The following is a 24,920-nucleotide window of genomic DNA, read 5'->3' on the forward strand; positions in this document are numbered from 1 at the left end:
TGGGGTACCCCGGCGCGATTTGGTTGCCGTATAACAAATAACCAGCGCCGTCCTTCGGCGTTCGATGGCGCACGCCGTCGAACGTCCCGTCGCTCGTGTCCGTTGTCCGCCGCCGTCGCTCAGCACGTCGCTTCGTGAGAGGAGTCTGGAAATGTCCGATCAGCCGGCACCCCTCGGCTCGCTCCTACGGGCCGCGCCGCCCGACCGCCTGCCCGAGGCCGCCGCCGAGCACCTCCGGCGCCACTTCGCCGCCGGCGCCGTCCAGGTGCTGGTGCCCGACCTCACCGGCACCCGCCTGCAGCCGCTGCTCGGCGACCCCGAGCCCGCCGACGCGACCACCGCCCTGCGCTGCTTCGCCAGCCAGCAGCCCTGCGTCGAGCGCGCCCCCACCGGCCAGGTCCGGCTGCACCTGCCCCTCACCTGCTGGGGCGAGCGGGTCGGCGTGCTCCGCGTCGAACTGCCCGCACAGCCCTCCGACGACCTGTCCGAGCGGCTCGCCGCCGACAGCGACGACCTGGCCACCGCGTTGCGGGCCGCCGAGATCTCCACCGACCGGTACCACCGGGCGCGCCGCCGCGGACGGCTCACCATGGCCGCCGAGCTGCAGTGGGATCTGCTGCCCGGCCGCGCCCTCGGCGACGACCGGTTCCTGGTGGCCGGTCAGCTCGAGCCGGCGTACGACGTCCGCGGCGACCACTTCGACTGGGCCCTCGACGGCGACCGGCTGACCCTGACCGTGCTCAACGGGCACGGCGACGGAATGGAGGCCGCCCTGCTCACCTCCCTGGCCGTCAACGCCATGCGCAACGCCCGCCGCTTCGGGGCCGACATCGTCGAGCAGGCCGAACTCGCCTCCGACGCGGTCCACTCCCGATACGCCGGGACCGTCCACGCCGCCACCCTGCTCCTGGAGATCGACCTGGTGAGCGGTGGAGTGGCCGCCGTCGACGCCGGCTCGCCGCACTGCCTGATCGCCCGTGGCAGCGGCATCGAGCAGGTGCCGCTGGAGCAGCAGCTGCCGCTCGGCATGTTCGCCGAGGCGCACTACGAGATCCAGCGATTCCAGCTCGAACCCGGCGACCGGATGCTGGTGGTCAGCGACGGCGTACACGCCGCCACCCCGACAGGGCTCCCCCGATTCGGCGAATCCGGGCTGCTCAGCGCACTTCGGCGGACACGGTTGCAGCCCGCCACCGAGGCGGTCGGTACGGTGTTGCGAGGCCTGCGCGAATACCACGCCGGCGCCGACCCGGAGGACGACGCTGTCATGGTCTGCCTGGATTGGCGACGCTGATCTTGTTTCCGGCAGCGCCGGACCGGGTATACATGCAGGTTCACGGGCCCGCGACTTGCGATGACGGGGATACGGGATGGATCGTGCCACCGAGATCGCCGAGGCTGTCGAGTCGTCGGTGGAGGCGCTGGTGGCCGTCCTCGAACGGGCCAGGCTCGCCCAGCAGCCCCCGGTGCCGCCCGCCCAGCTGCGCGTGCTGACCATAGTCGCCGGCAACCGGCACACCAACATGAGCCGGCTCGCCGAAGCCCTCGACGTGGTGCCGTCGTCGGCGAGCCGCCTCTGCGACCGCCTGGAGGCGACCGGCCTGTTGCGCCGCGTCGCCGACCCACGAGACCGGCGCGAGGTACGGCTGCTGCTCACCTCGGCGTCCCGGCGCCTCCTGGCCGACCTGCGGGAACGCCGCCGGGCCGCCCTCGCCGACGTCCTGGGACGCATGCCGGCAGCCGCCCAGCAGGACCTGCTGCGGGCGTTGCAGGCCTTCGAAGGGGCGGCGGCCGTGCCGGAGGCCCCGGGCAGCCAGGCCCGCCAGAGCGCCTGAACGTCGCCGCTCGCCCTTCCCCTTCTCCCGTCTTCCTCTTCTCCCGTCTTCCCCTTCTCCCGTCTTCCTCCTCCTCCCTTTCGCCCCTCCCCTCCTTCCGCTTCCCTTCTTCACCTGCGATCGTCTTGCCTCGTTGCCCGGCGTGCTCTGCCGCCTTCGACCGGCCTGCTATCGCCGTTTCCCCTGGTCTGCTCTGCCGGCATCCGCCCGCCCGCACCGCCGGCATCCCGCTTGCCCGCTCTGTCGGCATCCCGCCTGCCGGCATCCCGCTTGCCGGCATCCCGCTTGCCCGCCTGCCGGCATCCCGCCTGCCCGCCCTGCCAGGCTTCCCCCGGCCTGCCCTGCCGCCGTCGCCCGGGCTTCCTTCTACCGGCCTCCGGTGAGGCCCGCCGGGGTGGCTTCGGCGTCCCGGTAGGCTTCCGCGGGTGCGTATCGGCATCGTGATCCTTCCCGACCAGCGCTGGGCCGTCGCGAGCCGTCGCTGGCGACTCGCCGACGAGTACGGCTTCGACCATGCTTGGACGTACGACCATCTCGGCTGGCGTGACCTCATCGCCGGCCCGTGGTTCGACTCGGTGCCGACCCTGACGGCGGCCGCCCTGGTCACCTCCCGGATCCGCCTCGGCACGTATGTGGCGACGCCGAACTTCCGCCACCCGGTGCACTTCGCGCGCGAGGCCACCGCCCTCGACGACATCTCGGCGGGCCGGCTCATCCTCGGCCTGGGCGCCGGCGGCATCGGCTTCGACTCGGCGGTCCTCGGGCAGCCGGAACTCACACCTCGCGCCCGGGTCGACCGGTTCGCCGAATTCCTGGAACTGTTCGACACCATCCTGCGGCAGCCGGCGACCACCTGGTCCGGCGACTGGTTCTCGGCCGTCGACGCCCGCAGCATCCCCGGCCCGGTCCAGCAGCCGCGGCCGCCGTTCGTGGTCGCCGCCAACGGCCCGCGGGCCCTGCGCCTCGCCGCCCGGCACGGCGATGGCTGGGTCACCACCGGCCCGCAGCACGTGGACAACGCCGAACTGTGGTGGAAGGAGGTCGCCGTGCTCGGCGACCGATTCACCGCCACGCTGGAGGCGGCCGGCCGCCCCCTGGACTCGGTGGACCGCTACCTGAACCTGGACACGTCACCGATCTTCTCGATGAGCAGCGTGGAGGCCTTCACCGACGCTGTCGGCCGCGCCCGCGAACTCGGATTCACCGACGTGATCACGCACTGGCCGCGGGAGTCGAGCTGGTATGCCGGCGACGAGACGGTGCTGGAGGCCGTCGCCGGCGAACTGCCTCGCCTGCGTCTCTGATCCCTCACCGGCCGCGGCCTGGACCGATCACCGATCGCGCCCCGGGCGCCATCGCGCCCGCCGACCGGGCGTTGCACCCCGCCGGCTGAGCTTGGCGGTAGACGCGCGCGTTGCGGCTGCCGGGCGCGCGGGCTCGGCCGCCGCCGGGCAGGCATTACGGCAGACACGCGGGCGGGCTCGGCCGCCACCTGGCAGGCATTAGGGCAGACACGCGGGCGAGCTTGGCCGCCGCCGGGCAGGCATTAGGGCAGACGCGCGGGCGAGCTTGGCCGCCGCCGGGCAGGCATTAGGGCAGCCGGACGCCCGGGCTCGGGGCAGGCGGGCGGGCTTTGCGGCAGGCAGGCGGATCAATCGCCGCGACGGGCCGCCTTTGCTGCTCGTCGGCTGGGCATTTGCTGCTCGTCCGCTGGGTCTTCGCTGCGCGTCGCGCCTTTGCGGCTCGGCGCCCGGAAAGTATTTCGCCGTCCAATTCGGACTGTTAACGATTCGGCGAAGATCGAGTGGGATTTCTCACGCGAGCCCGCTGCGGGGCGGCGGCCACTCGCCGTGCCGGTCCGGTGCCGGCACGGCGACAACGGCACGAATCAGCGGCCGTGCGCGGCCCGGTAGGCGTTGCTGACCTCCTGCGGAATGCGGCCCCGCTCGGAGATTTTGTGCCCGTTGCTGATCGCCCACTCGCGGATCAACCGGTTCTCGTCGCGCGAGCCGGCGGTCCGGACAGGAGCAGCGCCACGCGACGGGATGCGCGCCGACGTGGTGCGGCCCAGACGAGTGCCCGCACTGATGAACGGGTCCAGAGCCTTACGCAGCTTTCCGGCATTGGCCTCGGAAAGGTCGATCGTGTAGCTGACGCCGTCGAGACTGAACTCGACAGTCCGATCCGCCTTGTTGCCGTCCAGATCGTCGATCAGGGTGGTGATTACCTGCCGCGCCATAACGACTCCCGAGATGAATAATTCAACCGCGCCCAGTCTGGCGCGCAACCGGTCCGCCGCGCAACTCCTGACCGCGATCCGGCAATTCTTTCCCGTCGGTTATCGGAATGGGACCGGGAATGGGAGGCGAATCCGTCAAAGCCCGGTTGGCCGAGGGCCGGGTTCCCACGTTAGGGTCGGCGCCATGCAGGACGAGCAGGCCGCCTGGCGGGAGCAGCAACGGCGTGCCGTGGCCGTTCGCGCCGCCGCTCTGGAGGCCGACCGGGCCGCGGAGACGCGCCGGGCCGAGGCCCTGCTCGACGACTTCGTCCACCGGGCCGGTGAGCTCGGGCTGCGGCCCCACGTGCTGAGCGCGCGCAGCCTGGACGGCCGGTCGACCTACAAGACCCACGTCCGCGGGTGGTATCTCAAGTCCGACCGCTCGGTCGCGGTGGGCGAGGACGGTGGCTACTACGTGCTCACCGTCGCCCCGTCGTTGCGCGCCCGGTTCGCCGGAGCCGACCTGTCCCCCAGCGCCGCCCGTCTCATCGTCGGCGCCGGCGGGGGCGACGGCGACCCGATCCCCCTGGCCACCCTGCTGGAGCGCCGGTTGACCGCCGGCGACCGCTGGCCGTGAGGACCCTCCCGGCGGCGCTGGCCGCGTTCCTGCTGGCCGTCCCGCTCCACGGCACGCCCGCGGTCCCGCTCCACGGCACGCCCGCCTCCCCCGACCGGCCGCCGGCCCCAGCCCCTGGCACCGCCACGGCTCTCCGCACCACCATTCCCGGCACCGCCACGGCTCTCAACGCCGCCACCGCCACGGCTCTGAATACCGCCGCCGATGCTTTCGACACCGCCACCGCAGTTGGCCTCGACGCGGCGACACCCGACATTGCTGCCGGCCATGCCCCTTCGCTGAGCGTCGAGACACACGCCGCGGCGTCGGGTAGCACCACCGCGCAGAGCGTCGTATCGGACAACGTCACCGCGCAGAGCGTCACTTCAGGCAACGTAACCGCGCAGAGCGTCACTTCAGGCAGCACCACCGCGCGGGCCGGCGTCTCCCTCCGTACCGTCTCGCAGGCCCTCGCCGAAGTGCCCTGTCCCAAGCCGAAGATCGCCAAGCCGAGCGCTCCGCCACGACCCACGCCGCCCGCCGAGGTGGCCGAGGACATGACGGTCGGCGGCCAGGCTCTCGCGACGCACGGGCTGGTCGTCCCGGAAGGCAGCGCCAGTCCACCGGCGCTCACCGCGACCACTTGGCTGGTCGCCGACCTCGGCACCGGCGAGGTGCTCGGCGCGTGCGGCCCGCACGTGCACCAGACTCCCGCCAGCGTGCAGAAGATGCTGCTGGCCGCGACCGCGATCGATCAGCTCGACCCGGCCCGTAAGATGACCGTCACCCGCGGCGACCTCGACATCGAACCGGGTAGCTCGGCCGTCGGCCTGGTGGTCGGCGGCACATACTCGATCTCGACGCTGTGGCTGGGTCTGATGCTCAACTCCGGCAACGACGCGGCCAACGCGCTCGCCAGGTTGGCCGGTGGCGGCGGCACCGACGGTCTGCGGAAGACGGTCGCCGCGATGAACGCCAAGGCCGCGGCGCTCGGCGCACGCCAGACGCATGCGGTCACACCCTCCGGCCTCGACGGCAAAGGGCAGTTCACCAGCGCGTACGACTTGGCGCTCATCGCCCGGGTCTGTTTCGCCAACGCCGACTTCCGCAAGTATGTGCTCACGAAGACGGCGCAGATGCCCGCTCAGAAGAAGCCGAAGGCCGGCGGGTTCCAGTTCCAGAACGAGAACAAGCTGATCTACAACTACCCGGGCGCGCTCGGTGGGAAGACCGGCTTCACCGATCTGGCCCGGCACAGTTACGTCGGCGCCGCCACCCGCAACGGGCGAACCCTGGTCGCCACCGTCCTCGGCGCCGAGGCCCGGCCGTTGCGCGGGTGGGAGCAGGGCGCCGCGCTGCTCGACTGGGGCTTCTCCCTGCCGGCCGGCGCATCGGTCGGCAAGCTCGTCACACCGGAGGAGGTCGCGGCGGCTGCCGAGGCGTCATCGGCCACCCCGGAGTCGACCAGCGCGGGCGGAGGCGGCGAGGCCGTCCAGGCAGCCCACCCGAGCGGACCGACCGGGCTCACGGTGGTCGCGGCCGTCTCGGTGGCAGCCACGCTGACCGCCATCCCCCTGCTGCTCCTGCTGACCCAGCGACGCCAGCGCCGCCGGCAGAGTCCGCCTCACCAGCGACCATCCGCCTAGCGGCTCCGCCGACGCCGGGGCTGGCGACAGCCCGGGGCCGGGCTGACAACATGCCGAGACCGAGGCCGGCCACAGGCTGAGATCGAGGCCGGCCACAGGCTGAAACCGGAGCCCGCCACAGGCTGAGACCGGAGCTGGCCACACGCTGAGACCGGAGCTGGCCACAGGCTGAAGCCGAGGCCGACGATAGGCTGAGACCGGGGCCGGCCACAGGCTGAAGCCGATGCCGACGACAGGCTGAGATCGGGGCCGGCCACAGCCTGAGGTTCGGTTACGAGAAGGCCAGGCCGAAGAGCCAGAGGACGGCGATCAGCAGGGCCGAGGCGAGTTCCACCAGGAGGGACAGGCCGACCACGGCGATCGCGGCGCGGGTCGACGGCCAGGCCCGCTCGGAACCCAGGCGGCGTAGCTCCATCAGCCAGACGCCGAGGATGAAGCCCAGCACCAGGCCGACAACCGGCACCAGGAAGAAGCCGATCAGGCCGAGGGCACCACCGACCGCGACGGCCGCGGCCGGGACACCGGTGTCCTTCAGCTTCTTGCCGGGCCATACGAACTTGACCACCATCCCGATCCCGGCGATCAGCGTGGCGAGCACGGCGACCAGCAGCCGGGCGCCACCGGAACCGCCGCCGAGCAGCGCCCAGAGCAGCACGCCACCCCAGGTCAGCAGCAGTCCGGGCAGGATCGGCAGAAGCACGCCGATCACCCCGGTCAAGATCACAAGGCCGGAGACGAGGGTGACGGCCGCGCTCGTGTCGCTCAGATCCATGCGGCACACCTTGCCGCACCCGCACGGGAACTCTCAACCGGACCCCTGACCCGCCGATGGAAGGCCATCGCGAACACAGCGCCCCGAAACGAGAAAGGCCGATCAACCCGCACCGCCAGAGCAAGCGGCCCGATCCGGCCGGGCCGGCATCCAGCAGGCCAGCCGGCCCGGCGAGCAAGGCACAGCAAGGCAATGCCAGCACCCGGCAGACCGGCCAGGCAAGCGAGACACAGCGAGCCAGAACCAGTGGGCCGACCACCAGGCGAAACGGACCGGCGGGCGATGCGGGCCGGGCCAGGCCAAGCGGACCGGGCCAAGGCGGGCCAGGCCAAGGCGGGCCGGGCGCGGCCAAGGCGGGGCCGGGCGCGGCCGAGAGCGGGCCGATTTGAAGCAACCGGTAGGCAACTGTCCGTGACCGGAGCACGCACCCTCCGCACTTGAAAGTTTCTCCTGTCAGCCGGTGCCCACCCAGCCAGGGGCGCCGACGAGCAACCGGGGGAAACCAGATGACCAGCACCGTGACGACCGCTGCCGACCTCACCGCCGACACCGCTTCCGCCACGCCTGTGCTCAGCGTGCGGGAGCAGGAGGACCTGATCCGTACGCACATGCCGCTGGTCGGCCACCTGGTGCGGGACATGCTGAGCCGGATCCCGAACCACATCCACCGCGATGACCTGACCAGCGCCGGCCTGCACGCTCTGGTCACGGCGGCCCGCGGCTGGGACCCGCAGCGGGGTGTGCCGTTCCACCGGTTCGCCGGCACCCGGATCCGCGGCGCTCTGCTCGACGAGCTTCGCGCGCTGGACTGGGCGACCCGTTCGGTGCGGTCGAAGGCCCGCAACACCGACGTCACGCGCCAGCAGCTGACCACCACGCTGGGCCGCACGCCGACTCCGGAGGAGCTGGCGCAGGCGCTGGGCACCACGACGACGGACCTGCACCAGACCGACACCGACGTGCAGCGCGCGACTGTGCTGTCGTTGCAGGGCTTCACCACCAGCAGTGCCGACGACCTGGTCACCGAGCGTGAGCCGGGCCCTGAGGAGATGCTGCTGCGCCGGGAGCAGATCGGCTACCTGCACCACGCCATCGACTCGCTGCCGGAGCGTCTGCAGACGGTCGTCACCGAGTACTTCCTGCAGGAGCGCCCGATGGCGGACATCGCGGCTGACCTGGGCGTCACCGAGTCGCGGGTCTCGCAGCTGCGGGCCGAGGCGCTGTCGCTGCTGCGGGACGGCCTGAACACGCACCTGAACCCGGAGCTGGCACCGGTCCCGGAGAACCCGGAGAGCATCACGGCCCGCCGCCGCGCCACCTACTACGCGAACATCGCCAACAACACCACGATGCGCAGCCGTCTGGCGATGACGAACGCGCAGGGTCACACGGCGATCGGCCGCGGCGTCAAGCCGGCTCCGGCCGCCTGACATCCGCGATACGGACGGGCGCGATGCGGACCGGCTCGGCGTCTCAGGACGCCGGGACCCGGGAGGGGTACGGCCACGCGTACCCACCGGACCGGTGTCCGTCCCGCGCCCCGTGCTGAAACGGTGAGGCTCCCACGGTGTCCCGAGACACGGTGGGAGCCTCACCGGGTTCGGGGGTCAGCCCAGTTCGAGGGACGTGACGGCGTAGATCCCGGCGCGGTCGATCTCGGGGACGCCGCCGGTGTACATCCGTGCCGTGTCCCAGGCGGCTTTGAGTCCCGCCCGTTCGGCGAGCCGCACGGCTTCCTGGTGCCCGGCCGGCACGTCGATCATGACCGGCACCTCGTCGCCGGCGGCCGGTACGACTCCGCCGCCGAGCAGGGCGGTTCCGCCGCTGATCAGTTCGGCGCCGGCCGGCCGTACCCCGCCGGGAACGCTGAGTGAGGCGAGCAGTGACTCGGCGATCTCCGGTGAGTCGGCGAACAGCGGCCCGATCCGGTCGACGTCGCCGGCCGGCCGGCGCGCCGCGAAACCGACGACGGCGCCGCCGCGGCGTGCGACGACGGCCCGCCGCCCGGGCAGCGTGATCCACAGGGCGAGGAAGGCGTCCCGCTCGGCCGGGAAGAACCGCCGGTCGTACGCGGCCAGGTCGGTGAACGCCACGCTGCGGGCATCGGTGACCTCGATGCCGGTGTCGCGTCGCAGCCCGCCGAGGACGCCCTGGTATCGGGTGGTGGTCCAGGCGTCCCGGAAGCCCGACTTCCGATAGTTGTCCTGTTGCGCGACGACCCCGTCGAGCCCGATGTTGCGTCCGGCGAGCCGTTCGATGCCGGCCTGCCAGGTCCGGTACCCGAAGCCGCGCCCGCGGAACTCCGGAACGGTCAGGTAGAGCCCGATGAAGCCGTGTCCGGTCCCGTAGCGGATCGCGGAGATCGACGTGATCGGCCGCCCGTCCAGCCGTCCCACCAGGAACCCGCCGGGGTCCGCCGGGAAGAAGGCGCTCTCGTCGCCGTCGCCCGGGTTCCAGCCCTCGGCCACCGCCCACCCGGCGATCACCCGCACATCGTCAGCGCTGGCCGCCGACACTCTGAATTCAGCCACGCGGCCACTCTAGATACGCATAACGGACAAATGCGCCAGCCCCGCCGCAGGAGACACGTGGTGACCTGCGGCTCGACACGGGCCACAGGTCACCACGAGAGTCAGGACAGCGAGGAGAGCACCTTCGGGAGATCCTCGGTGTGCAGCACCCCGAGACGCCGGGTGGCGCGGGTGACCGCCACGTACAGATCGGACAGTCCCCGCGGCGACTCGGCGATGATCTCGTCCGGCGCCACCACCAGGACCGAGTCGAACTCCAGTCCCTTGGCCTGGCGAACGGTCATCAGCGCCACGTGGTTGAGCAGGTCGGGCTGCTCACCGACGGCCGCTCCGGGAACGGCCGCGAGCAGATCGGCGCCGAGCGAGCCCTCCAGGCGCTCCGGGACGAGGACCCCGAGACGGCCCTCCTCGATGAGGGCGGCTTCCTTCCGTACCTCTGCGATGAGCTCGCCGGAAAGGGCGAGGGGCGCCACCCGCCGCGCCCACGGCGTCACGCCTGCCGACCGGACCGACCGCGGCGGCCGCAGCGCCGGATCGACGGCGGCCAGCACGTCGGCCGCGACCGCCATCACCTCGGCCGGGGTGCGGTAGTTGACGCTCAGCTCGACGATCCGCCAGCGCTGCGCCACATACGGCTCGAAGACCTGCTCCCAGCTGCTGGTGCCGGCCAGCTCCGAGGTCTGGGCGACGTCGCCGACCGCGGTGATCGACCGGCTCGGGCAGCGCCGCATGAGCAGCCGCCAGGCCATCGGCGACAGCTCCTGCGCCTCGTCCACGATGACGTGCCCGAAAACCCAGGTACGGTCGGCGGCGGCCCGTTCCGCGGCGGTCCGGGTGTCGATCACCTCGTGCCGCTCGACGAACGCGCCCGCGTCGACCACGTCCAGGGCGGACAGGATCTCGTCCTTCTCGGCGCCCTCGTCCTCGAAGTCCAGCGACCGGGAGCCCTCGACGATCTCGAGGACGCCCTCCGCGTACTCGATGGCCGCTTTTCTCTGCCGTTGCTGCTCGCGGACCTTCAGCGTGTCGTCGACGCCGAGGAGCTCGGCCAGTTCGTCGAGGAGCGGGACGTCGGCGGGGGTCCAGCCCGCCGACCGGTCGCGCAGCAGCTCGGCCGGGAGCCCGGCCGACTCCAGCCGGTCGGCGTCGCTGAGCAGGTCGCGCAGCACCTGGCGCGGGGTAAGGACCGGCCAGAAGTCGAAGAGCGCCTGCTGGACGTCGATGTCCTCGCGCAGCTCGCGGCGGGTCTCGGCGAGGTCGGCCTCGGAGAGCAGGTTGTCGCCGCCGAGCGGGTCGGCGCCGATCCGCTCGGCGATCTGCTGGGAGAGCTGGTGGATGGCCTCGGTCACGAAGATCTGCCGGGCCACGTTGTGCGGGCGGCCCGAGCGGCGGGCCGCGGTCCGGGCGGCGAGCAGCACCTCGCGCTCGATGCGCAGCGGGTAGCCGTCGTGGTCGACCTCGACGAAGTCGCCGGGCACCGTCTGCCGGTCGGCCACCGCGTTCTCCAGGGCGTCGAGCATGTCGGCGCTTCCCTTGATCGCGGCGACGGCCGGTGGCTCGGCGGCGTGCGCGCGGACCCCGGGGAACATGTCGCCGAGGGTGGCCAGCAGCACACCGGTCTCCGCGAGGCCCGGCAGCACCTGGGAGATGTAGCGCAGGAACGTGGTGTTCGGCCCGAGGATCAGCACGCCGCTGCGGGTCAGCTGCTCCCGGTACGTGTAGAGCAGGTACGCCGCCCGATGCAGGGCGACGGCGGTCTTGCCGGTGCCCGGCCCGCCCTGGACGACCAGGACGCCCGGCAGCCCGGAGCGGATCACCTCGTCCTGCTCGGCCTGGATGGTCTCGACGATGTCACGCATCCGGCCGGTCCGGTTGGCGGTCAGCGCGGAGAGCAGCGCGGCCTCGCCGGTCACGTCCTCGCGCCCGGTGCCGTCACCGGCCTCGATGTCGAGGGTCTCGTCGTCGATGCCGGTGAGCACCCGGCCTCGGGTGCGCAGGTGCCGGCGGCGGGTGACGCCCTCCGGCTGCACCGCGGTGGCCAGGTAGAACGGCCGGGCGGCGGGGGCGCGCCAGTCCACCAGGAGTGGGCCGGCGTCCCGGTCCTCGGCGAAGAGGCCGAGCCGCCCGATATAGCGCGGACTGTCCGCGGAGAAGTCGAGACGCCCGAAACAGAGCCCGTTCTCGACGGAATTGAACTGTGCCAGTTGTTCGGCATAGTGGGCGCGGGTGGCTTCCCGCTGGGTGCGGCCCTGCGGGGTGCCGCCCGCCTCCAGGAGGATCGCGCGCAGCCGGTTGTCGGCCTGCTCACGCAATTGATCCAGGCGCTGGTAGAGCGTGGTCAAGTACGCCTGCTCAGAATCGATGTCGGCGCCCGAGCTTGACAAAGTCGCCCCTTTTTGTGGTATCATTCCGGCGTTCGGCAGCCATTCTTATGGTTGCCTTTTTGTTTGCCCGTGGAGCATTCGGCAAACGACCAGAATAGCCGAGGCGCGCCGGGTTACGGCCGCGGGCGCAAGTGTCCGGAAGCCGTCATCGACACGCCGGGGCCGTTACGCACGGCGGGCGGCCGTCATTAACCGGGACATGGACAACAGCCACCCGAAGCATCTGCGGCTGGGCGCCGTGGCCCTCGCCGCGATCGCCACCCTCACCCTCGCCGCCTGCACCGAGGACACCCCGGAGCCGGCCGGGAACGCCGCCGCCGCGGCCGAAGCCGCCGGTCCGCAGCCGAAGACCCTGGACGGCGCGAAGGCCGCCGCGCAGACGGTGTTCGACAGGTTCAGCGGCGGCGACTTCGCCGGCGCGTGGGAGATGTACACCGCGGCCGGCAAGAAGGCGATCACCAAGGACGACTACGTCAAGCTGAACACCGCCTGCTCCCGCAAGGGCCTGGCGATCCAGCTCACCAGCGCCCGGATGGAGGGCGCCGACAAGGCCGTCGTGATCGCGAAGCAACTGGTCGCGGCCCAGTCGTACACCATGGTCTACGAGCAGGACGCCTGGAAGCTGGAGCCGGCCAAGGAGGGCCTCAGCCTCTACAAGATGGGCGCCACGAAGGCGATCGCCGCCCAGAAGAAGGCCGGCACCTGCGCCAACGCGTGATTTTTGGTGGCCCGCCGCGAACCGCGGCGGGCCACGCGAACCCACGGTGTCTAGGCGGCCGCCGCCGGCAGGCCGTCCGGGCCGGTCAGGGCCAGCCGGGTCCTCAGGGTGCCCCGGCTGGCGATCTTGTCGTAGTACGCGGCCCGCCGCCGGGCCACGCAGCCCTCCTTCGGCGGGTTCTGCGCCGCCATCGCCGGGTCCAGGTGGGTGTTCAGCCCGTCCCGCAGCAGCAGCAGCGCCTCGGCACGCAGCTGCGACACCCGGGACTCGCTGACGCCGAGCTCGGCGGCGATCTGGGCCATCGGCCGCTCGGCGTAGAAGTAGCCCTCCACCACGGCGCGCAGCCGCTCCGGCAGGGCGTCGACGGCGTGCCGCAGGTAGCCGAACCGCTCCCGGCGCAGCAGCATCTCCTCCGGGCCCAGCCCCGGCTCCGTGACGATGTCGTCGGCGGTCGCCGTGGCGAAGCCCTGCAGGCTGAAGACGGTCGCGCGGTGCACGTCGCCCTCGCCGCTCTCGATGTCCTCGACACTGCAGCCCAGTTTGTCGGCCACCTCCTGAATGGTCGGCGTCCGGCCCAGCTCGGCCATCAGCTCCTCACGTGCCGAGTCGGTACGGCGGGCCCGCTGCCGTACCGAACGGCTGGCCCAGTCCAGGCCGCGCAGCTCGTCCAGCAGCGCGCCCCGCACCCGGGCGGCGGCGAATCGCGGGAACGGCACCCCTCGCTCAGGGTCGAAGCCCCGGGCCGCCGCCACCAGCGCGGCATAGCCGGCGGACAGCAGGTCGTCCCGGTTGACGTGCGAGGGAACCCGGGCCAGCATCTCCCGGACCAGATGACCGACGAGCGGCATGTTAGCCCGGACGATGTCCTCGCCACGCCGCTCGATCGCAGGTGTCTCAGCGTTCATCGGGGGTCTCCTCAGGTACCGGCCGGTCAGGGGGGTGTCCGGCGCTGAGGAGAAAGATGGGGCGTGCTGAGTGCGGACCGGTTCGCCTTCGGGTGCGAACCGGTTGCAGAGGGTGCCGAGCTAGAATGATCAGTAATCGACCACTCGGAGTTTCCATCTTCATGACTTCCTTCACCGAGCTCGGCGTGCCCGCCGTCCTCACCACGGCGCTCGACCGGCTCGGGATCACCACCCCGTTCCCCATCCAGGCGGCCACCCTGCCCGACTCACTGGCAGGGCGTGACGTGCTGGGCCGGGGGCGTACCGGGTCCGGCAAGACCTATGCCTTCGTGATCCCGGTCGTGGCCCGTCTCGCCGCCACGGCCCGCAAACCACAACCCGGCCGCCCGCGCGCGCTGATCCTGGCGCCCACCCGCGAGCTGGCGACCCAGATCGAGGCGACGCTGCGCCCGCTGGCCGAGGCGGCCCGCCTGAGCACCCTCGTCGTCTTCGGCGGCGTCGGGCCCAACCCGCAGATCAAGGCCCTGAAAGCGGGCGTCGACGTGCTGGTGGCCTGTCCGGGCCGGCTCGACGACCACATCCGCAGCGGGCACGCCTCGCTGGACGCGGTCGAGGTGACCGTGCTGGACGAGGCCGACCACATGGCCGATCTGGGCTTCCTGCCGGTGGTGCGGCGGCTCATGTCGCAGACTCCGGCGGGCGGGCAGCGGCTCCTCTTCTCCGCCACCCTGGACAACGGGGTCGACGTGCTGGTGCAGAAATTCATGCGCAAGCCGGTCACCCACCACGTCGACGCGGCGGCCCAGGCGCCGGTCGAGATGGACCATCACGTGCTGCACGTCCGCGACGACGACCGGTTCGGCATCCTCGTCGAGCTGCTCTCCGCGCCCGGCCGCTCGGTGGTCTTCACCCGCACCAAGCGGCGCGCCAAGGTGCTGACCCGTCAGCTCAACGCGGCCGGGGTGCCGGCCGTCGAGCTGCACGGCAACCTGGCGCAAAATGCGCGTAACCGCAACATGTCGGCGTTCTCCGACGGCACCGCGGGCACGCTCGTCGCCACCGACATCGCGGCCCGGGGCATCCACGTCGACGACGTCGGCCTGGTCATCCACGCCGATCCGCCGGTGGAGCACAAGGCGTACCTGCATCGCTCCGGCCGGACCGCACGGGCCGGCGCCCGCGGCACGGTGATCACCCTGATGACCGACGAGCAGCAGGCCGACGTGCGAGACCTGGCCCGCAAGGCCGGGATCCGCCCGGTCACCACGCGGACCAGGCCGGGCGACGCGCTGCTGGCCCAGCTGGCGCCCGGTGAGCGGACCTTCGTGGCGCCCGCTCCCCCGGCCGCGCCCGGCACGCCGGCCAACCCGTCACGTCCGGCATCGCCCGAGGACACCGGTGCGGCCGGCCGGTCCCGGTCCCGCCGGCCGCGGCGAGGCCGTGGCCGTTCCACAGCGGAGGGGACGGCAGCTGCGGCGCCCGCGACGCCGGCCACGGGTCAGGGCCGCCAGCGCGCCACCGAGCAGCCCTCCCGGCGGCGGACGTCCGCGGCCGGGTCCGGGCAGGCCCGTGGTTCCGGTTCGGACCCTCGCTCGGGTACGCCTCAGCAGCGCGCCACCCCGGCCGGAGGCGGCACGCGTGGCGGCGCGCAACGATCCGGCGCCGCCCAGACCCGATCCACCTCGACCTCCACAGGCGCCGGCGCCGCCGCGTTCTCGGCGCGAGGTGGAGGCCGCCGCACCAGCCGGTAACCGCCGCCTGGTCGCTCCCCGGCTGGTCTCAGTGCTGTCCCCGAGGTGTGGAGACAGCTCCGGAGACCAGCCGGTCCTCCCTCCGGGCCGGCCCCGAGGTGTCGAAACAGCCTTGGCGGCCAGCCGTTGCTCACTCGCGCCGGCCCTCCGTGCTGTCCCCGGGCACCCTCGGACAGCACTGAGGGTCGGCTGAGGTCAGGCCCCGGGAATGCCCCCGACCCCTGGGACCACACTGAGGGCAGCCCTCGGGGACGCCCGGACCCCCGGGACAACACTGAGGGCAGCCCTTGGGGACGCCCGGACCCCCGGGACAGCACTGAGGGCCGGCCTCGGGGACGCCCGGACCCCCCGGACAGCACTGAGGGCCCGCTGAGGGTCAGGCCTCGGGGACGGTTACGGCGATCTCGTCGCCGAGGGTGAAGCCGGCGCAGAGCTCCAGCTCGTCGCCGCTCCAGAAGCGGCCCGGGTCATACCAGTTGGCCTTGCGCCCGCGCGGCAGCAGACCCATGTCCTCGTAGGTGACGGCGACCACCTCGGCGCAGTACGCCTTCTCCAGGGTCGCCTCGCTCTCCTCCCGGTCCTGCCAGGGGAGCCGGATCTGCGGGACCCGGCCGCGCGCCCAGCGGGCGGCCAGCTGCGACGTGGACGGGAAGGGTGTGCCGTCCAGCCGGGCGACGGTCTTGAGAGCCTTGTCCTCCATCGCCCGGGTGACGCCGGGGTCGAGCTGCCGCAGCCAGCCGCGCTGGCCGTAACGGCGGGCCCAGACGGTGACGGCGTCGCGCAGGTCGTGCAGCTGGACACCGCGCTGGAACTTGCCCGACCACATGTCCGGGAGCGACTTGCCGAGCTCGGCATGCCACATCAGCGGCGGCATGTCGTCGATCACCAGCGACATCCCGACGTGGTTGACCGGGCTGTTGGTGAGGGTCTGGATGGCCCGGTCCGGCCCGGATCGTCCCCGGAAGATCCAGATGTCGCCGGTACGGGTCAGGTCGATGGCCTCGTCGAGGCTGAGTTCTGCTCCCACGTGTCTATTCTCGGCTGATGCGTTGGTGGAAGATAGCGGGACTGGCGGGGCTGGCGGGGGTCGCGGCGACGGGCGTCGTGATCGCCCGGGCGGAGCGCAAGCGACGGGCATACACCCCGGAGGAGATCCGGGGCCGTCTGCACGAGCGGGCGGCCGAGGCCGCGACCAAGCCTGAGCTGGACAAACCCTAGCCCTTGGGCTTTCGGACGAGGTCGGTGTCGCGTAGCAGCGACCAGAGACCGGCGCCGTCGGGGGCCGAGAACCAGGTCTTGCCACCGGACGGCACGACCTCGGCGGTCTCCGACGGGCCGGGGATGGCGCCGGCGAGCACCGCCTGGGTCGGCGAGAGCCGGCGGATCGCGACGGCCGCCACATTTTCCGGGTGCTCCCGGGCGAACTCGGAGTAGATCTCCTGGTCGTGCTGGCCGTCGTCGCCGATGAGCAGCCACCGCACGTCGGGGAACTCCGCGGCGAGCCGGCGCAGCGACTTGCGCTTGTGCTCGCGGCCGCTGCGGAACCAGCGGTCCGGGGTGGGGCCCCAGTCGGTGAGCAGGATCGGGCCGGCCGGGTAGAGGTGGCGGCTGAGGAACCGGGTGAGGGTGGGCGCCACGTTCCACGCGCCGGTGGAGAGGTAGACGACCGGGGTGCCCGGGTTGGCGTGGACCAGCCGCTCGTAGAGGACCGCCATGCCGGGGACGGCGGCGCGGGCGTGCTCGTCGAGGACGAACGTGTTCCACGCGGCGAGCAGCGGACGCGGCAGTGTGGTGACCATCACGGTGTCGTCGATGTCAGAGATCACACCGAATTTGACGCCGGGATCGATGACGCGGATCGGCGCGTCGACCGGGACGGTGCCCTCGGTGGAGAGTTTCGCGCTGCCCCAGCCGGGGTCGAGGTCGCCCTTGACGATGACGTCGAGGTAGCCGCTGCGGTCGGTGCGGGCCTCGGTGACCGTGCCGCCGAGCTCGATGCGGACCAGCGCGCTGCTCACCGGGGTGGTGGTGAAACTGCGCCAGCCGCGGACCTTCTCCCGGCGTTTGCGGACCATACCCGGCCTGGCCAGCAGCACCCGGGCCATCACGCGCGCCCAGCCGGGAGCGCCGTAACCCGTGTACGCGGTGATGTACGGCTTCCACCCGCGGCCTCGCAGGCGGCGCTCGACGATCTCGTGGACGGCGTCCTCGATCAGGGCGGCCCGATGTATCCGGACCACGGGCGAGGACTCGCCCGCGGGAGTAATCGTCACCATCGCCTCCTTGCCGATCCGTACCGCCCGCCCGGCCACGTTACCCGGCGGTTGTCACGGTCCGCTGGGAACGGTCGGCGGATCCAGGGTGGACATCAGGCGGCGGCCGGAAGTTCGACGGGTGTCCGCCGCTCGCTCTCCGCTGACGTCCAGTGCTCGGCGTACACCTGCTGCTCGCCGGCCTCGGTGACCGGGCCGCGCAGACGGGCGGCGGACGCCTCGGCCCGCAGCCCGCGCAGGGTCTCGGCGGCGGCCTCGGCGCTGCGCCAGGCGGCCCGCTCCCGCTCCACCGCACGCTGGTACGCGTCGAAGCGGTGCGCCCGGACCGCGTTGCGCAGCACCGGCTCCTGCTGGACCGGGTGCAGCCGGGGGTTCCAGCCGCGGTGCGCGTAGACGTCGTTGAGCTGGGCGATCGACAGGTCCTGGGTGCGGCACAGCTCGGTGGCGGCGCGGTGCAGGTAGCGCTGGCGGTCGACGTTCTCGCCGAGCTTGCGGCGGCGGCTCATCAGCGGGTACGCGGTGGTGGCCCCGATCCGGCGGGCGTCGTCGGAGGCCTGCTCGTAGGCGGCCCAGGTCTCGTCGACGGCCTGCTGGGCGGCGAGCCACTCGGCTCGGCGCCGCTCGGCCACCTCGGCGGCCTCGGTGGCGGCGGACTCCAGCCGGTCGGCGAGCCGGTTGCCGGCGCCGGGCGCCGGGGGCGTGGTGACGCCCCGGGGCAGGGCGGCGACGGCGACCGCGACGGCCAGCACGAGAAGGACGGCGATCCAGACGGCGGTCGCCTGCGGGACCGCGCGGAGGAAGGTTTGCAGGACGGATTCCATGGTGCACCCCAGAGGTAGGTCGATCTACGGCCGGCGATGACGAGCCCGATGCGGGGGCTCGTCAGCGGGCCGGGGGTGCGCGCGGGGCGGTGGCCGCCGGGATCTCGCCGAGCGGGATACGGGTGGTGAACGTCACTGCGGACAGGGCGGCGGCGGCCTGGCCGAGCGGCTGCGGCTCGATGCGCTCGGTCTCGTAGAGCTCCGGATCCGGAGCGGCGACCTCGGCGACGGCGGCGACGGGAGCGGGCGCGGCGGGGGCGGCCGCGGGCGCCGGAACCGCTGGCCCGGGCAGGCGCAGGGTGACCGCCAGGGCGAGCATCGCCAGCCCGGTGAGGAAACGCAGAATTCGCTGCCCGTCCCAGGGACGGGCGGCCGGCTGCGCCACCGTGATCACGTCCATCAACCTACTCGGTGACCTTGTGCCACGCCGCGGACGAACGCGCTTGCACCACTCGTACGGGTTGCTGCCACGGTCACCCGGGCGAGGGACGATGGACGGCATGGATCTGGAGATGGTGGAACAGGTGGCCCGGCTGGACGAGTGGGTGGCCGAGGGCGACGTCGTGGTGCTCAGTGGCGCCGGCCTGTCCACCGACTCCGGGATCCCGGACTATCGCGGCCCCTCCGGCTCGGCCCGGCGGGGCTCGCCGATGACCTACCAGACGTTCACCGGCGATCCGGTGGCCCGGCGGCGCTACTGGGCGCGCAGCCATCTGGGGTGGCGCACGATCGGCGACGCGCGGCCCAACGACGGGCACCGGGCGGTGGCCCGGCTGCAGGAGCGGGGCCTGCTGGGTGGGGTGATCACGCAGAACGTGGACGGGCTGCACCAGGCGGCCGGCGCCCGGGACGTGGTCGAGCTGCACGGCAACCTGTCCCGGGTGGTGTGTCTGGGGTGTGGGGCCGGGTCCGGCCGTGACGAGCTGGAGGAGCGGCTGTCGGCGGCCAATCCGGGGTTCGCGGCGGTGGCGGCGACGGTCAACCCGGACGGTGACGTGGAGCTGGACGACGCCGAGGTGGCCGGGTTCACCGTGGTGGACTGCCTGGCCTGCGGCGGAGTGCTGAAGCCGGACGTGGTCTATTTCGGCGAGACGGTCCCGCCGGAGCGGGTGTCGCGGTCGTTCGCTCTGGTGGCGGGCGCGCGGACGCTGCTGGTCCTGGGGTCGTCGCTGACCGTCATGTCGGGGCGGCGGTTCGTGCTGCGGGCGGTGCGCGACGGGATCCGGGTGGCGATCGTGAATCGCGGCATGACCCGCGGGGAGCCCTATGCGGACCTGGTGATCGACGCCCCGCTCGGGGTGATTCTCCCGAATCTTGCCCCGCTTACCGTTTAAGACTGTTTACCGAAGTCGGTTACCGTCTTGAAATCGAAATAGCTCGCTCGGCCCGTTGACGTGACCGCTCTCACTGAGGTTGACTGCCGAAACCGGTCCCGAAACCGGTTCCGAAACCCCGGGGCAATCAACCGGTAGCAACTGAGGGAGCGAGCGTGCCGATCACCATCGCCGACGTGGCGGCCCGGGCGAAGGTCAGCAAGACCACCGTTTCCCGGGTTCTCAACGGCAAGGGTGAGCTGGACGAATCGACCGCCGCGCGGGTCCGTGCGGTGATCGAGGAGCTCGGTTACGTGCCCAGCGCCCGAGCCGTCAACCTGGCTCGCGGGCGCACCCGGGTGGTGGCCATGCTCGTGCCCTCACTGACCTGGCCGTGGATGGGCGAGGTGGTGCAGGGAGCGGTCGACGTCCTCGAGGCCGAGGAGTACGGGCTGCTGCTGTTCACCTGCAATCGCGGCGAGGACTCGATGCGCCAGTTCGGCGCCCAGGTCGCGGCCAAGTCGTTCGACGGGCTGCTGGTCATCGAGCCGGAGGGCACTCTCGACTACATCGCCACCCTGCACGCCCGTGGCCTGCCGATGGTCCTGATCGACGATCGCGACCAGATGTCCGGGCAGATCCCCAGCGTGGGGACGACCAACCACATCGGCGCCGGCGCGGCCGCCCGGCACCTGATCGAGGTGGGCCGGCGCCGGCCGCTGATGATCACCGGACCCTCCCGGTTCGGTTGCACCCAGCAGCGCCGGGACGGGTTCGCCGCGGTCTACGCCGAGGCCGGCCACCCGATCGACGAGGACCGGATCATGCTCGGCGACTTCACCTTCGAGCAGGGCGCCGAGGCGATCCACCGGGCCACCGCGGCCGGCATCGAGTTCGACGCCGTCTTCTGCCACAACGACGTCTCCGCGGCCGGCGCCATGCAGGCGCTGCAGGAGCACGGCCGGCGCATCCCGGAGGACGTCTCGGTCGTCGGCTTCGACGACATCCCGATGGCGGCGCACACCCAGCCGCCGCTCACCACGGTCCACCAGCCCATGCGCGAGATGGGTGAGGCGGCGGCACGTGCGCTGCTGGCCCATTTCGAGGGAACACCGCTTCCGAACCGCACGACGATAATCCCGGCGACTTTCACCGTCCGAGAGTCAACGGTCAGCTCCTCCTGATCCGACCCACCACCCGATAGCGCATCGACCGGCCGCTGCGACGGCCGGGGATCGGTGGCACCCGGGGCCGGCCGACGGCCGGTCACGCGATGCCGCACGCCCTCGTGGCATCCCTCTCACCCTGTTTCACCCCTCTCACCCGCAGATGAATCCTCCGAGGAGAATTTCGATGCAGCGACGCAAGCTCTTCGCGGTCGCCCTGGCCGGCGTGCTGGCCGGTGGCGGGCTCGCCGCGTGCAGCGACTCGCCGAACGCGAACAACAACGCGAACAACGCCAAGCAGGCCGAGTTCCTGTCGATCGGCATGCCGAACGGCACGGTGACCGAGAACAACAACCCGTTCATCGGCACCTCGGCGGGCGCCTCGCTCGGCTACCGGTGGATGATCTACGAGCCCCTCGGTCAGTGGAACAACACCAAGCCGGCCGACCCGCTGACGCCGTGGCTGGCCAGCGAGATCAAGTGGTCCGCCGACTACAAGACCGTCGACCTGACCATCCGGGACGGCGCGACCTGGTCCGACGGCAAGCCGCTGACCGCCGAGGACGTCGTCTTCACGTACAACCTGGTGAAGAGCAACGAGGCCCTGAACATCTTCGCCATCCCGTTCGACGCCATCACGTCGGAGGGCAACAAGGTCAAGATCACGTTCAAGTCGTCGCAGTTCACCACCCAGCACAAGGTGATCGGGCAGATCCCGATCGTGCCGAAGCACATCTGGGAGAAGATCGCGGACCCGGCCACCGACCCGATCAAGGAGCCGGTCGGCAGTGGCCCGTACGTCCTGAAGTCGTTCAGCCAGCAGGCGACGATCCTCAGCGTCCGTGAGAGCGGTTACTGGCAGCCCCTGCCCAAGGTGAAGGAGCTGCGCTACACCTCCTACGCCGACAACAACGCGATGTCCACGGCGCTCGCCACCGGCCAGGCCGAGTGGAGCTTCGTCTTCATCCCGAACTACCAGCAGACCTTCGTCGCCAAGGACCCGGCGCACTACAAGGTCTGGGCGCCGGGCGTGCTGGGCATCCACGGCCTCTACATCAACACCACCCAGAAGCCGTTCGACGACCCGGCGCTGCGCCGCGCGATGAACATGGTCATCAACCGCAACGACATCTTCGTGCAGGCCGAGGCCGGCTACTTCCACCCGGAGATCAAGAGCGTCACCGGTCTGCCGGAGGGCGCGGGTGACGCCTACATCGCCGACGAGTACAAGGGCAAGACCTTCACCGTCGACGTCGAGGGCGCCAAGAAGCTGCTCACCGAGGCGGGCTACAAGCTGGAGGGCACGACCCTCAAGGACAAGACCGGCAAGCCGGTGTCCATCAAGCTGAGCGACCCGGCCCCGTGGTCCGACTACCAGACCACGCTCGAGATCATCAAGAGCAACCTGGCCGAGATCGGCATCGAGGCGGTCGTCGAGAAGCCGAACCAGAACGTCTGGGACGCCAACGTCCAGAAGGGCGACTTCGGCGGCACGATGCGCTGGACCAACGGTGGCTCGACGCCGTTCGACATCTACCAGACGGTGATGGACGGCGACCTGAAGAAGCCGATCGGCACCGCCGCCCAGCAGGGCAACTTCGGCCGCTTCGAGAGCCCGGAGGCCACCGCGGCGCTGAAGGCGTACTCCAACGCGACCGACGAGACCGCCCGTAAGGCCGCGCTCGCCACGATCCAGAAGATCTTCGTGGAGCAGGCGCCGATGCTGCCGGTCGGCTCGGACAACGTCGGTGGCGCGTACAGCACCAAGAACTGGGTCGGCTGGCCCTCGGACGCGGACTCCTACGCCCCGATGCAGCCCACGCAGGCCGGCGCCCTGACCGTCGTCCTGAAGCTGCAGCCCGCCAACTCCTGATCGCCCGCGGGCGCCCCGGTGTGCACCGGGGCGCCCGCCTTCAGCTTGTTAGAAGGACACCGGCATGACGTCGATCCCGGAAGCCAAGGCGCCGGCCGACGAGGTGGTGCTCGAGGCGATCGGCCTGACCAAGCACTTCCCCGTCCGCCGGCGGTTGCGCGACCTGTTCTCCAACCGGCACGACGCGGTGCACGCCGTCGATGACGTGCACCTCACCCTCCGCCGCGGCCAGGTGGTGGCCCTGGTCGGCGAGTCCGGCTCGGGCAAGTCCACGGTCGCCCGCCTGCTCGCCCAGCTCTATCCCCGTACCGGCGGCGACATCCGGCTGCACGGGCAGTCGACGAAGGTCAAGTCGGGCTCGGCGTTCCGCGCGTACTGCGCCCGGGTCCAGATGATCTTCCAGGACCCGTTCGCGTCCCTGAACCCGGTGCACACCATCCGGTACCACCTGACCCGGGCGCTGAAGATCCACGGCAACGCCGGGAAGACCGACGCCGACCTCGAGAAGGCGCTGCACGAGCTGCTCCAGCGGGTGTCGCTCACCCCGCCCGAGCGCTACCTCGACAAGTTCCCGCACGAGCTGTCCGGCGGTCAGCGCCAGCGCGTGGCGATCGCCCGGGCGCTCGGCGCCGAACCCGAGGCCCTGCTCGCCGACGAGCCGGTCTCCATGCTCGACGTCTCGATCCGGCTCGGCATCCTGAACCTGCTGCGTGACCTGAAGGAACGCTTCAACCTGGCGATCCTGTACATCACCCACGACATCGCGTCGGCCCGGTACTTCGCCGACCAGACCATGGTCATGTACGCCGGCCGGATGGTCGAGGGCGGCGACAGCGAGACCGTGACACAGTCGCCGGCTCACCCGTACACCCGCCTGCTGATCGACTCCGCGCCGGACCCGGACCGGCTCACCGGCGTGTCCGACGTCGAAGACGAGGACCGTGGCAACGGCGAGCCGCCGAGCCTCATCCACCCGCCCGCCGGGTGCCGCTTCCACCCGCGCTGCCCGATGGCGATGCCGCGCTGCTCGGCCGAGACACCGGTCCCGCTGGAGATCGGCGACGTGCCCGGACACTGGGCCGCCTGCTGGCTGTACGACTCCAGTGAGGTGGCGAAGTGAAGTACTTCCTGCAGCGGCTCGCCTTCTACCTGTTCACCGCGTGGGCCGCGATCACCCTGAACTTCTTCATCCCCCGGATGATCCCCGGCGACCCGGTCCAGGCGCTGATCACCAAGTACCAGGGCCAGCTCAGCAGCCAGGCCATCGACTCCCTCTACGTGCTGTTCGGCCTGGACAAGGACGCCGGGCTGTGGAGCGAGTACGTCAGCTACTGGAAGCAGCTGTTCTCCGGTGACCTGGGACTGTCGTTCACGTTCTTCCCGACGCCGGTCTCCGAGATCATCAGCAACAGCCTCCCGTGGACGCTGCTGCTGGTCGGCATCACCACGATCATCAGCTTCTTCCTCGGCACCGGCCTGGGCATCCTGGCCGGCTGGCGGCGCGGCTCGTGGACCGACGGCCTGCTGCCGGTCACCACGTTCCTCTCCTCGGTGCCGTACTTCTGGCTCGGCATCATCGCGATCTACCTGCTCACCGGCCCGGACAGCTTCTTCCCGTCGTCCGGCGGCTTCGACAACGGCCTGGTGCCGGCGTTCGACCAGTACTTCATCCCGAGCGCGATCCAGCACAGCCTGCTGCCCGCCCTGACCATCCTGATCTCCTCGGTCAGCGGCTGGATCCTGAGCATGCGCAACATGATGGTGACCGTGTCGTCGGAGGACTACATCACCGTCGCGCATGCCAAGGGCCTGACCGACCGCCGGGTGGCGATGAGCTACGCGGCCCGCAACGCGCTGCTGCCGAACGTGTCCGGGTTCGCGCTGTCGCTCGGCTTCATCGTCGGCGGCACGCTGCTCGTGGAGATCGTCTTCTCGTACCCCGGGGTCGGGTTCCAGCTGTTCCAGGCGCTCGGCGCGTCGGACTACCCGCTCATGCAGGGCATCTTCCTGATCATCACGATCTCGGTGCTGGTCGCGAACCTGCTGGCGGACATCGCGTACCTGCTCCTCGACCCGCGCACCCGCAAGGAGGGCTGAG

Annotated in this window: 23 protein-coding genes; 14 read left to right on the forward strand and 9 right to left on the reverse strand. The window is 71.5% G+C overall.

The genetic code is table 11. The features are described 5' to 3' along the window. Positions 1-151: 151 nt before the first annotated feature. The 3 genes from BM290_RS14600 to BM290_RS14610 all read left to right on the forward strand — a co-directional run bounded on the left by BM290_RS14600 (position 152) and on the right by BM290_RS14610 (position 3,139). Complete coding sequence (locus BM290_RS14600) at positions 152-1,294, forward strand: PP2C family protein-serine/threonine phosphatase (RefSeq protein ID WP_093614155.1); 1,143 nt, start codon at positions 152-154, stop codon at positions 1,292-1,294. A 76-nt stretch (positions 1,295-1,370) separates the two neighbouring features. Continuing rightward, positions 1,371-1,835, forward strand: a complete 465-nt coding sequence (locus tag BM290_RS14605; RefSeq protein ID WP_093614157.1) for a MarR family winged helix-turn-helix transcriptional regulator — start codon at positions 1,371-1,373, stop codon at positions 1,833-1,835. 425 nt (positions 1,836-2,260) lie between these two features. Then, complete coding sequence (locus BM290_RS14610; RefSeq protein WP_093614158.1) at positions 2,261-3,139, forward strand: LLM class flavin-dependent oxidoreductase; 879 nt, start codon at positions 2,261-2,263, stop codon at positions 3,137-3,139. A 584-nt stretch (positions 3,140-3,723) separates the two neighbouring features. Here the strand turns inward: BM290_RS14610 and BM290_RS14615 are convergent. Beyond that, positions 3,724-4,074 carry a histone-like nucleoid-structuring protein Lsr2 gene (locus BM290_RS14615; protein WP_093614160.1) on the reverse strand — a complete coding sequence of 117 codons (351 nt, stop codon included), beginning with the start codon at positions 4,072-4,074 and terminating at the stop codon, positions 3,724-3,726. Positions 4,075-4,258: 184 nt separating this feature from the next. On the opposite strand from BM290_RS14615, the gene BM290_RS14620 reads away from it, so the two are divergent. Both BM290_RS14620 and BM290_RS14625 read left to right on the forward strand, forming a co-directional pair. Beyond that, the gene (locus BM290_RS14620) at positions 4,259-4,690 is read left to right on the forward strand and encodes a hypothetical protein (RefSeq protein ID WP_093614162.1); all 432 of its coding nucleotides are present in this window, start codon (positions 4,259-4,261) and stop codon (positions 4,688-4,690) included. Then, complete coding sequence (locus BM290_RS14625; RefSeq protein WP_342352056.1) at positions 4,687-6,315, forward strand: D-alanyl-D-alanine carboxypeptidase family protein; 1,629 nt, start codon at positions 4,687-4,689, stop codon at positions 6,313-6,315. Before BM290_RS14620 ends, BM290_RS14625 begins: the two co-directional genes overlap by 4 nt. 271 nt (positions 6,316-6,586) lie before the next feature. Here the strand turns inward: BM290_RS14625 and BM290_RS14630 are convergent, their stop codons facing one another. Further along, positions 6,587-7,087: a DUF456 domain-containing protein gene (locus BM290_RS14630; RefSeq protein ID WP_093614164.1), complete on the reverse strand. Its 501-nt coding sequence runs from the start codon at positions 7,085-7,087 to the stop codon at positions 6,587-6,589. Positions 7,088-7,593: 506 nt separating this feature from the next. Here BM290_RS14630 and BM290_RS14635 point away from each other — a divergent pair. Then, positions 7,594-8,517, forward strand: a complete 924-nt coding sequence (locus tag BM290_RS14635) for a sigma-70 family RNA polymerase sigma factor (protein ID WP_093614166.1) — start codon at positions 7,594-7,596, stop codon at positions 8,515-8,517. A gap of 177 nt (positions 8,518-8,694) precedes the next feature. Here BM290_RS14635 and BM290_RS14640 read toward each other — a convergent pair whose 3' ends face one another. Further along, positions 8,695-9,618: a GNAT family N-acetyltransferase gene (locus BM290_RS14640; RefSeq protein WP_093614168.1), complete on the reverse strand. Its 924-nt coding sequence runs from the start codon at positions 9,616-9,618 to the stop codon at positions 8,695-8,697. A gap of 101 nt (positions 9,619-9,719) precedes the next feature. Then, positions 9,720-12,026 (reverse strand): HelD family protein, encoded by a 2,307-nt coding sequence (locus BM290_RS14645; RefSeq protein WP_093614170.1) that lies wholly within the window; start codon positions 12,024-12,026, stop codon positions 9,720-9,722. A 175-nt stretch (positions 12,027-12,201) separates the two neighbouring features. Here BM290_RS14645 and BM290_RS14650 point away from each other — a divergent pair, with 175 nt between their 5' ends. Then, positions 12,202-12,720: a hypothetical protein gene (locus BM290_RS14650; RefSeq protein WP_093614172.1), complete on the forward strand. Its 519-nt coding sequence runs from the start codon at positions 12,202-12,204 to the stop codon at positions 12,718-12,720. 50 nt (positions 12,721-12,770) lie between these two features. Here the strand turns inward: BM290_RS14650 and BM290_RS14655 are convergent, their stop codons facing one another. Further along, on the reverse strand, positions 12,771-13,625 hold the full coding sequence (locus BM290_RS14655) for a sigma-70 family RNA polymerase sigma factor (protein WP_093614174.1): 855 nt from the start codon (positions 13,623-13,625) through the stop codon (positions 12,771-12,773). A gap of 161 nt (positions 13,626-13,786) precedes the next feature. Between BM290_RS14655 and BM290_RS14660 the strand changes: the two genes are divergently transcribed. Further along, positions 13,787-15,376, forward strand: a complete 1,590-nt coding sequence (locus BM290_RS14660; RefSeq protein WP_093614176.1) for a DEAD/DEAH box helicase — start codon at positions 13,787-13,789, stop codon at positions 15,374-15,376. A 376-nt stretch (positions 15,377-15,752) separates the two neighbouring features. Here BM290_RS14660 and BM290_RS14665 read toward each other — a convergent pair whose 3' ends face one another. After that, positions 15,753-16,403 (reverse strand): hypothetical protein, encoded by a 651-nt coding sequence (locus BM290_RS14665; protein ID WP_093614178.1) that lies wholly within the window; start codon positions 16,401-16,403, stop codon positions 15,753-15,755. A gap of 17 nt (positions 16,404-16,420) precedes the next feature. Here BM290_RS14665 and BM290_RS48315 point away from each other — a divergent pair, with 17 nt between their 5' ends. Beyond that, positions 16,421-16,594, forward strand: a complete 174-nt coding sequence (locus BM290_RS48315) for a hypothetical protein (RefSeq protein ID WP_177319715.1) — start codon at positions 16,421-16,423, stop codon at positions 16,592-16,594. Here BM290_RS48315 and BM290_RS14670 read toward each other — a convergent pair. The 3 genes from BM290_RS14670 to BM290_RS14680 form a co-directional block, all read right to left on the reverse strand. After that, the gene (locus BM290_RS14670) at positions 16,591-17,649 is read right to left on the reverse strand and encodes an App1 family protein phosphatidate phosphatase (RefSeq protein ID WP_373871054.1); all 1,059 of its coding nucleotides are present in this window, start codon (positions 17,647-17,649) and stop codon (positions 16,591-16,593) included. The two genes, BM290_RS48315 and BM290_RS14670, sit on opposite strands and share 4 nt — an antisense overlap. A gap of 95 nt (positions 17,650-17,744) precedes the next feature. Next, the gene (locus tag BM290_RS14675) at positions 17,745-18,470 is read right to left on the reverse strand and encodes a hypothetical protein (protein ID WP_093614180.1); all 726 of its coding nucleotides are present in this window, start codon (positions 18,468-18,470) and stop codon (positions 17,745-17,747) included. Between the two features lie 61 nt (positions 18,471-18,531). Next, positions 18,532-18,864, reverse strand: a complete 333-nt coding sequence (locus BM290_RS14680; protein WP_143133742.1) for a hypothetical protein — start codon at positions 18,862-18,864, stop codon at positions 18,532-18,534. Between the two features lie 97 nt (positions 18,865-18,961). On the opposite strand from BM290_RS14680, the gene BM290_RS14685 reads away from it, so the two are divergent. From BM290_RS14685 to BM290_RS14705, 5 genes are all read left to right on the forward strand, one after another. After that, complete coding sequence (locus tag BM290_RS14685) at positions 18,962-19,804, forward strand: NAD-dependent protein deacetylase (protein ID WP_373871055.1); 843 nt, start codon at positions 18,962-18,964, stop codon at positions 19,802-19,804. Positions 19,805-19,959: 155 nt separating this feature from the next. Continuing rightward, on the forward strand, positions 19,960-20,967 hold the full coding sequence (locus BM290_RS14690; RefSeq protein WP_093614184.1) for a LacI family DNA-binding transcriptional regulator: 1,008 nt from the start codon (positions 19,960-19,962) through the stop codon (positions 20,965-20,967). Positions 20,968-21,136: 169 nt separating this feature from the next. Further along, positions 21,137-22,822, forward strand: a complete 1,686-nt coding sequence (locus tag BM290_RS14695; RefSeq protein WP_093614186.1) for an ABC transporter substrate-binding protein — start codon at positions 21,137-21,139, stop codon at positions 22,820-22,822. A 64-nt stretch (positions 22,823-22,886) separates the two neighbouring features. Then, positions 22,887-23,942 (forward strand): ABC transporter ATP-binding protein, encoded by a 1,056-nt coding sequence (locus tag BM290_RS14700; protein WP_093614188.1) that lies wholly within the window; start codon positions 22,887-22,889, stop codon positions 23,940-23,942. Then, positions 23,939-24,919, forward strand: a complete 981-nt coding sequence (locus tag BM290_RS14705; RefSeq protein WP_093614190.1) for an ABC transporter permease — start codon at positions 23,939-23,941, stop codon at positions 24,917-24,919. Before BM290_RS14700 ends, BM290_RS14705 begins: the two co-directional genes overlap by 4 nt. Position 24,920: the final 1 nt, after the last annotated feature.

The organism is Actinoplanes philippinensis, assembly GCF_900113015.1.
In the GTDB taxonomy this organism is placed as follows: Bacteria; Actinomycetota; Actinomycetes; order Mycobacteriales; family Micromonosporaceae; genus Actinoplanes; species Actinoplanes philippinensis.